The 8306-nt window shown below is 62.3% G+C and carries 7 protein-coding genes and 1 pseudogene; 3 read left to right on the top strand and 5 right to left on the bottom strand.

Going from position 1 to position 8306, the window contains the following annotated elements; genetic code table 11:
- The 3 genes and pseudogenes from glyA to NCR93_RS27650 all read right to left on the bottom strand — a co-directional run.
- Nucleotides 1-461, bottom strand: a pseudogene (gene glyA, locus NCR93_RS27640) (serine hydroxymethyltransferase); the annotation flags it as partial.
- Nucleotides 462-604: 143 nt separating this feature from the next.
- On the bottom strand, nt 605-1303 hold the full coding sequence (locus NCR93_RS27645; protein WP_175980267.1) for a GNAT family N-acetyltransferase: 699 nt from the start codon (nt 1301-1303) through the stop codon (nt 605-607).
- Between the two features lie 113 nt (nt 1304-1416).
- Nucleotides 1417-2304 (bottom strand): SDR family oxidoreductase, encoded by an 888-nt coding sequence (locus NCR93_RS27650; protein ID WP_008346249.1) that lies wholly within the window; start codon nt 2302-2304, stop codon nt 1417-1419.
- A gap of 102 nt (nt 2305-2406) precedes the next feature.
- Between NCR93_RS27650 and NCR93_RS27655 the strand changes: the two genes are divergently transcribed.
- Nucleotides 2407-3228 carry a helix-turn-helix transcriptional regulator gene (locus NCR93_RS27655; protein WP_175980266.1) on the top strand — a complete coding sequence of 274 codons (822 nt, stop codon included), beginning with the start codon at nt 2407-2409 and terminating at the stop codon, nt 3226-3228.
- Between the two features lie 4 nt (nt 3229-3232).
- On the opposite strand, the gene NCR93_RS27660 is transcribed toward NCR93_RS27655, so the two are convergent.
- Nucleotides 3233-3934, bottom strand: a complete 702-nt coding sequence (locus tag NCR93_RS27660; protein ID WP_175980265.1) for an SDR family NAD(P)-dependent oxidoreductase — start codon at nt 3932-3934, stop codon at nt 3233-3235.
- A 1020-nt stretch (nt 3935-4954) separates the two neighbouring features.
- Between NCR93_RS27660 and NCR93_RS27665 the strand changes: the two genes are divergently transcribed.
- Together NCR93_RS27665 and NCR93_RS27670 are read left to right on the top strand one after the other, a co-directional pair.
- Nucleotides 4955-6727, top strand: a complete 1773-nt coding sequence (locus tag NCR93_RS27665; RefSeq protein ID WP_250532310.1) for a ShlB/FhaC/HecB family hemolysin secretion/activation protein — start codon at nt 4955-4957, stop codon at nt 6725-6727.
- Between the two features lie 67 nt (nt 6728-6794).
- On the top strand, nt 6795-7787 hold the full coding sequence (locus NCR93_RS27670; protein WP_175980263.1) for a hypothetical protein: 993 nt from the start codon (nt 6795-6797) through the stop codon (nt 7785-7787).
- 61 nt (nt 7788-7848) lie between these two features.
- Here the strand turns inward: NCR93_RS27670 and NCR93_RS27675 are convergent, their stop codons facing one another.
- Entirely contained in the window at nt 7849-8106 is a 258-nt protein-coding gene (locus NCR93_RS27675) for a hypothetical protein (RefSeq protein WP_008346261.1), read from the bottom strand.
- Nucleotides 8107-8306: the final 200 nt, after the last annotated feature.

An 8306-nucleotide genomic window follows, 5' to 3' on the forward strand; every position in this document is an offset into this window, starting at 1 on the left:
ATGTCCTCGGCTTCGTTGAGACCGTAGCTCACGACGTTGAACCACTTGCCCGACATGTTGACCGGCGAGCCGTGCGTAAGGTGGCCGCCGTGCGCGAGGCTCAGGCCCATGATGGTGTCGCCGGGCTTGAGCATCGCGAAGAACACGCCCTGATTGGCCTGCGAGCCGGAGTTCGGCTGCACGTTCGCGGCTTCGGCGCCGAAAAGCTCCTTCACGCGATCGATCGCGAGCTGCTCCACCACGTCGACATATTCGCAACCGCCGTAATAGCGCTTGCCCGGATAGCCTTCCGCGTACTTGTTGGTGAGCTGCGAGCCTTGCGCGGCCATCACGGCCGGGCTCGTGTAGTTCTCCGACGCGATCAGCTCGATGTGATCTTCCTGGCGTCGGTTTTCATTCGTGATGGCCGCCCAGAGTTCCGGATCGACGTTTTCAACGGTGCTGGCTGCGCGATTGAACATGATGGTACCCATGTAAGAGAGAAGCGGGTTGCTGCGGGAACGCGTGACTGTCCCGTATTCCATCGAAAGCCGGCTCGCGCGGATAGAAGAATTACGACATTGCGCTGGAATGCGGGCACCTGCGCATTCGCCGCAGTGAATGCTTATTTCAGCGGGCGGCTGATTCGCATCAACGTGAACGCGTGACGCAGCTCGAAGCCGAGCCGTTCATACAGCGCGATGGCGCTTTCGTTGTGACTGAAGACATGCAGAAACGGCGTGTCGCCGCGCTCGCCGATTTCCTTGCGCAGGATGTTCATGAGCCGTCCGGCCAGGCCGCGTCCGCGGCAACGTTCATCGACGCACACCGCGCTGATCTCCACATGACCGTCGATGGCCATGCGCTCGCCCGCCATCGCGATGAGTTCGCCTTGCTCGCGAATCCCGATGTAGCGGCCCATTTCGCGCGTGCGCCTGCCGAACGGACCGGGTTTCGTGCGTTGCACGAGCGCGAGCATGGCGTCGATATCGGCAGCGCCGAGCGCGATCACGTCGCGGTCGTCGATGCTTTGCGTGAAGCGCGACGTCGCGATCATCTGATGGATGGTGCCGACGCGCTCCGCGTGCAATGCGCCGATGTCCGCGAGGGCATCCGCCGACAGCATCGCGACGTGTTCGCCGGGTTGCAGCAGCGCGTGCAGCGCGCGCCAGGCATCGGGTGTATCGGAGGCGATGGCCCCGAACGGCGCGACATCCGGATGGAAACGCCGCGCGAGTGTGTCGCCGAGGCCGAGATGCGCCTGCTTCGTGGTCAGCGCGGTCCAGATCGGGCGGTCGAGTGCGGCGTGGGTCGGGCGGATCATATCGGCTCCGGTTGCGAAAGGTGATCGAATGCCGATCACTTTAGGCAATTCCGAGCGTTCCGGCTATTGTCGGAAATGACAGTTTCGGGGGCATTTGCGCCAAACGAAACGCGTCAGGGGTAGCGCGCTTCGTCCAGATCGGCGATGAGCGTCGGGCCTGTCGGTTTCCATCCGAGGCGCGCCTGCGTCAGCGCGCTCGACGCGGGCATGTCCAGGCCGACGAACATCGCCATCCAGCCGAAATGCGCGGCTGCATCGTCCGGAGAAATCGACGTGACCGGCAGCTTCAGCCCGCGTCCGAGCGCTTCGGCAATCGCGCGGCTCGCGATGCCTTCCTCGCCGACCGCGTGATAACGCGCGCCGCTTTCCGCCTTCTCGACGGCGAGCCGGTAGAGCCGCGCGGCATCGGAGACATGGCCCGCCGGCCAGCGATTGCCGCCATCGCCCACATAAGCGACGACGCCCTTGTCGCGCGCAATGCCGATGAGCGGCGTGATGAGACCCTGCTTCAACGGATCGTGAACCTGCGGCAGTCTCACCACCGACACGTTGATGCCGGAATCGAGCAGCGTGTTCCCCGCCAGCTCGGACGCGATGCGCGGATTCGGATGACGCGTGTTGAAGACGTCCTCGCGCGCCGGTTCGCCGTGCTCGCCGCTGCCCATGCCGGTGCCCGATGTGATGACGAGCGGACGATTCGTGCCCGCGAGCGCCGATCCGAGCGCGGCGATCGCGCGCTTGTCCTTTTCGCAGTTCTCGACGAAGCGCGAGAAGTCGTGATCGAAGGCCGTGTGGATGACCGCATCCGCCAGCGCTGCGCCGCGCGCGAGGCTTTCCGGATCTTCCAGCGTGCCGCGATGCACTTCGGCGCCGGCATCTTCGAGCGCCCGCGCGCCCGCATCCGAGCGCGTCATGCCGATCACCCGATGACCCGCGTTGATCAATTCGTGCACCAAGGCCGAGCCGATGAAGCCGGTCGCGCCCGTCAGAAAAATTCGCATGGTGAAGCTCCCTGGTCGAATGGCGCTCACTATCCGACGTTTTTTTATCCCGTTAAAGTAGTGACGTCATCCTATTAAAACGACTAACAGGGTTTCATATCCGTGGATACGGCCAGATCGCTCGGCGATTTTCTGCGCAGCCGGCGCACGCGTCTCGATCCGGCGAGCTTCGGTTTCGCCGGACGCCGCCGCACGCCCGGCCTGCGCCGCGAAGAGGTCGCCCAGCGCGCGAACATCAGTCCGACCTGGTACACGTGGCTCGAGCAGGGACGCGGCGGCGCGCCGTCGGCCGATGTGCTGGAGCGCATCTGCGGCGCGCTGTTGCTCACCGATGCCGAGCGCGAGCATCTCTTCATGCTCGGGCTGGGACGGCCGCCGGAAGTCCGTTACCGGTCCGCCGATGGCGTCAGTCCGCGGCTTCAGCGTCTGCTCGATTCGCTGCAGACCAGCCCGGCCATCGTCAAGACGCCGACGTGGGATGTCGTCGCGTGGAATCGCGCCGCGGCCGTCGTGCTGACCGATTACGGCACGCTGCCGCCCGGCGGGCGCAATATCCTGCGATTCCTGTTCCGCAATCCCGATGTCCGCGCGCGGCAGCACGACTGGGACAGCGTCGCGCGCTTCGTCGTCGGCGCGTTCCGGGCGGATGTGGCGCGCGCGGGGCTGGTGTCGGAAGTCGGCGAGCTCGTCGAAGAGCTTCGGCACGCGAGTCCCGAATTCGACGCGCTCTGGCGCGACAACGACGTCCACAGCCACGAAGAAGGCGGCGGCATCAAGCGTCTGATGCATCCGGCGCTCGGATCGGTCGAGCTGGAATATTCGGCGTTTTCCGTCGATGGCCGGCCGGATCTCGGCATGATCGTCTACACGCCCGTCGACCGCGAGATGGCCGAGCGGATCGGCCAGCTCGCCGCGAGCGCGTGACGCTTCAGAACTTCTCCACCCACGGCCGCAGCTCGATTTCCCACGTCCACGCGCTGCGATGCTGGCGCAGCACATCGAGATAGGTTTGCGCGATGGCGTCGGGATCGAGCGTGCTGTCCGGCGCGTCGGGCGGATCGGCGCGATGTTCGGCGCGCACGCCGCCGTCGATCACGAAATGCGCGACGTGAATGCCCTTCGGCGCCAGTTCGCGCGCGGCGCTTTGTGCGAGGCCGCGCAACGCGAACTTGCCCATCGCGAAGGGCGCGGACAGCGCGAAACCCTTGACGCCCGCCGTCGCGCCCGTCAGCAGGATCGCGCCTTTGCCGGCGGGAATCATGCGGCGCGCGGCCTGCTGGACGGCGTGAAACGCGCCGAGCGCCGAGACGGCGACAGCCTGCGCGACTTCTTCGGCATCGAGTTCCGCGATGGGTCCGCGCACGCGCCCGCTCGCGTTGTAGATGACGATTTCCGGCGCGCCGATGCGGGCTTCGGTCTGGGCGAAGAGCGTTTCCATCTGACCGGCATCGGATGCATCGACGGGTAGCGCGATGGCGCCGGTTTCATCGACGAGCGCCGCGAGCTTTTCGACATTGCGCGCCGCGATGACAACCGGAATGTTTTCGGCGCGCAGACGCCGCGTAAGAGAGCCGCTGATGCCTGGCCCGGCACCGACGATGAGGGCGCTACGGTAGGGAAGTGTGCTCATGGTTTCACGCTCGGACGAAAGGTGGAACCGATGATAACTGGGGTGGGAAATCGGCGCGCGGACCGGCTGCTGCGGGGCTGTTTTTGATGAAAGCCGATGGGTTTCTCAGCGCGACGTGATCGTCGCTACATCCGGCGCGCTGACGAACGGTGGCACGCTCGCGGCGCAGCGGGATACGAGCGTCAATGCGGGCAGCGCAAGACCGATGCAGGTCATTGGCGCATCAGCAAAAAAAGGATTCTGACTCGGCAACGCGGCGCGTGTCGGACGTTGGTGATCTGAACATCGTCAGCGTGCAGGATGTGACCACGAGCAGCGCGCATCGGAGCAGCGCGGGCGGCGGGTTCACGATTAGTCAAGCGGAGGCAGCGCGAGCTTCGGCGCGCAGAACGCGTGTTGTATGCGCTTGATCGTGATCACTCGATGTCGCTGTACGTCGGCGTGCCAGTGTACTCAAGCTGTTCTGCGGTGCGTCCGCGGCACTTGCAATCACCGCGCCTTTCAGATCGATGTTGCCCTTCACATTGACGTTAAAGCCGCCTTCGCCGGCCAGAATCTCCGCCTGCTGATCGACCTACGGATAGTCGCCGTCGGCGTGACGCGCGAGGCCGCACCGCAGCCGACAGCAGGACGGAATGACTCTCAACATCTGACCCGTGTTGAAATGGTCCAACGATAGTCACAATCTTTTTCTGATTGAATGGAAAGATCAGGAAAGGATTATTTACGGCCACGACGGAGACGGCGATAGTAAGAAGTTTCCGTCGGTCGTCCGAGAAGGCGAAGAAAAAGTAAAAGGACGGATCGTAGTTAATCAGAGCACGGCTCATTCACCGGGCCGGGTTCAGGCGCTCATGAGCGTCGTTCATGGTGATGACGACGCTCTCTCCACGTCCGACACACGCATCAGCAGCGGCGTTCTGCTCGGCCTTGGTCGGGTAAGTCGCTCGGGTTTGGCGTATGGATGTTGTCGCCGCCCGCGACGGTTTTTTTGTTCCATTCAGACCTAGAAGTTAGTTGATGATTTTCCGAAAAAGGCTTGCGGCTCTGTCGTTCACAGCCCTGATGTCGCTCGCAGCAAATGCGCAGCAAATTCCATTCACAGACGAAGCCGCCGCCGCGCGCGCGAATGCGATACAGGATCAGCAAATCCAGCAACAACGCGAGGCACAGCAACGCGAATCGGCGATTCGAGCGCCGGCCGTGCGCTCGGAAATCCCTGACGAAAAGCGATATCCGTTGCTTCCTTCAGAGACGCCGTGCTTTCGCATCGACGCCTTCGAGCTCGATGTGCCGCAAACGCTGCCCGAGCCGATTCGGAAGCAGGGCGCATCATCGCTGCCGCTCGATCCGTTCGCGTTCGCCCGCGAGTGGCTCGACCACTACAAAGGTCAATGCATCGGCAAGGACGGCGTGAACGTACTGACCAAGGCGCTTCAGCAGGCAATCCTGAGCCGCGGACTGATCACGACGCGTGTGCTGCTGCCCGAACAGGACCTGTCGACCGGCACGCTCAAGTTCGCTCTGATGCCCGGCGTGATCCGCGAATTGCGCTTTGCCGATCCCAACACGTCGGGCACATGGAAGACCGCTTTTCCGGCGCGTCCCGGCGACGTGCTGAACCTGCGCGATCTCGAGCAAGGCCTGGAGCAGATGAAGCGCGTCGCGAGCCAGGACGTCGACATGAAGGTCAATCCGACCAGCTCGCCCGGTGAGAGCGATGTCGTCATCACCGTCAGGCGCGCCAAGCCTTGGACGTTCGTCGCCTCTGTCGACAACTCCGGCAGCCGTGCAACCGGCAAGTGGCAAGGCAACGTCAGCCTGGGCATCGACAATCTTCTTGGACTGAACGACATCCTGAGCGTAGGCGCGAATCAGGACCTGTACTTCGACGACAAGACTTTGGGCTCGCACGGCTTCAACGGTTCCTACTCGATCCCATGGGGCTATTGGACCGCGACGCTGTATGGCAACACGAACACTTACTATCAGCAGATCGCCGGTGTGAATCAATCGTTCGTGTCGAGCGGCAATTCGCAGAGCGCGGGGCTCAAACTGCAGCGCGTGCTGCGCCGCAGCCAGAGCGACGTGCTCAGCAGCTATATGCAACTCTCGAAGCGCTTCGGTGCGAGCTTCATCGAAGACACGGAGATCGAGCTACAGCGACGCAACAATACTTTCCTCGAACTGGGACTGACCGATCGACATTACTTCGGCGGTGCACAGTTCGACGCGACATTGGCGTATCGCCAAGGCATCGGTGGTCTGGGCGCGAGACCCGATCCGGAACCGGATCCTTACTCCATATCCACGCGGGCACCGACCTACCGCTTCAAGATGGCCGTGCTGGATATGAACCTGTCGATGCCGTTTGCCATTGCGAAGCAAAGCTTCCGCTACGTGACGACCGTACACGGGCAATACACCAACGATCAGCTTTACTACATCGACGACCTGACGATCGGCAGCCGCTACACCGTGCGCGGCTTCGACGGCGAACAAATGTTGGCCGCAGAAAAAGGCTTCTACTGGCGCAACGAATTGCAGATGCCGATCGGACAGACGCGCCAGTCGCTCTACGTCGGCGTGGATTACGGTCGCGTGTTCGGCCCGAATACCGAGTTTCTCGCGGGCACGCAGCTCGTCGGCGCGGTGATCGGCGTTCGCGGCGGCATTCCGTCGAAGTACGCTGGGTTCAGCTATGACTTCTTCGCGGGCACGCCGATTTACAAGCCGTCTTCACTCGAGACATCGCGCGTGACGGTCGGATTTCAGATGACCGCGCAATTCTGACGCGCGATCGACCTCGGGCTGCATTGCATGGTCAAGACACTGCGGCCCAAATAACAAAGGAGAAAACATGGCCAACGAGAAGAGTCTGACGCTCGCGTCGATTCATTCGACAGCGAAGGCGCTCACTGCCGGACTGCTGCTCGCGCTCGCCGCATGTGGAGGCGGAAGCGGCAGCGGACTATCGGCTGTCGAGAACAACGGCAACGGGGCGACGGGAGGGACATCGTCGAATTCGGCGGATACGGCATCGACTTCATCGGACGCGCCCACATCATCCAGTGCGGCCGCGAGCTTCTTCAACAGCATCTTCTTGAAGGACAGCGGCAGCGGCTTCTATCAGTTCGATGCGAACTATCCCGGCAGCGGAGGCTACACGCCCGTCGCTTCGGGCAGAACCCGGTTCTACGTCGACAGTGATAGCGACGACAACTTCATCGCAAAGACCACAACGATAGCGGGCGCATATACGCAAGACTATGAGACGCAGCTGTATATCACGGCGGAAGGTGCGTTCACGTCGCGATCGACCCCCTACATCCATTTCGGTTCGAACTCGAAGATCTTCCAGAAGCTATCGCAAGGTTATGAGCTCGGCATGCGGGGCATGTCGACGGCCTTGGAGCGAATCACGATCAAATTGGACGACGTATCGGGTCTGCCGATCTCGGATGCCATTCGCAAGGACGAGGGTCCGGCCGTCAACGGACTGCCGTTTCTGCTTGCCGCCGACAAATCGCCGATGCCGAAGGGATCCATCATCTATCAGTTGCCGTACACGGTCGTGACCACGCACTTGTGGGCGAACCTGACAAAGGGGAAGGATCCGTTTGCGTCTCTGGAGGAGATCCAGGCCAGGACCGGAGGGGTCATCCAATCGTTGGGCGGCTATCGCTATCTGCAGCCCGCGCCGAACAGCATGATTCATATCGAGTACGACGGGGCTCTGTACCACGGTGAACTGGTGAAGGCGGGTGACATCCACGATGTCGTTCCGGCTGCGTATAACAGCATTGCCGCGGATTTCATCGCGCAGCGCGAGGCAGTTGCGCTCGCAAAGTAGTGAAGAAAGGAGAAGGAAGCACAATTGTTCCTTCTCCCGTCGACGGTGCTGCTTCAGTTCTTCACGCTTTCACGCCGTGCAGCAAGCTGCCGATGGCGTCGAGCGACTTCGTCACGTTGGTCAGATCGACCTTGGTGTACTGCGATGCATCGACCTGCGTCACCGGCGCCACGTTGATCTGCGGGCTCGCGAACGCGAAGCCCGTGATCGAGTTGGCGTTGATGCCGTTGTTCTGGAAGATGCTCGCGCCGCCGACGATGGCGCCCATTTCAGCGCGACCAAGTTCCTTGCTGACGGCGAGGTTTTCGATTCTCAACATGATGTCTCTCCTGATGACGTGAATGGCTGTGTGAGGGCTTACAGCTTCACGCCGCCGAGCACGCTGCCAACCGCATCGATCGACTTCGTGACGTTGGTCAGATCGACGTTCGTGTGCGTCGAGGCATCGACTTGCGTGACGGGCGCGACGTTGGTCTGCGGGCTGGCGAACGAGAAGCCGCCGTTGACATTGGCGTTGAC

It is taken from the genome of Caballeronia sp. ATUFL_F1_KS39, assembly GCF_023630985.1.
Lineage (GTDB): Bacteria > Pseudomonadota > Gammaproteobacteria > Burkholderiales > Burkholderiaceae > Caballeronia > Caballeronia zhejiangensis.

Coding starts and splice junctions, on each gene's coding strand:
- NCR93_RS27660 (WP_175980265.1), bottom strand. CDS start 3,934: ATGAGCACACTTCCCTACCGTAGCGCCCTCATCGTCGGTGCCGGGCCA.
- NCR93_RS27670 (WP_175980263.1), top strand. CDS start 6,795: ATGGCCAACGAGAAGAGTCTGACGCTCGCGTCGATTCATTCGACAGCG.
- NCR93_RS27665 (WP_250532310.1), top strand. CDS start 4,955: ATGATTTTCCGAAAAAGGCTTGCGGCTCTGTCGTTCACAGCCCTGATG.
- NCR93_RS27645 (WP_175980267.1), bottom strand. CDS start 1,303: ATGATCCGCCCGACCCACGCCGCACTCGACCGCCCGATCTGGACCGCG.
- NCR93_RS27675 (WP_008346261.1), bottom strand. CDS start 8,106: ATGTTGAGAATCGAAAACCTCGCCGTCAGCAAGGAACTTGGTCGCGCT.
- NCR93_RS27650 (WP_008346249.1), bottom strand. CDS start 2,304: ATGCGAATTTTTCTGACGGGCGCGACCGGCTTCATCGGCTCGGCCTTG.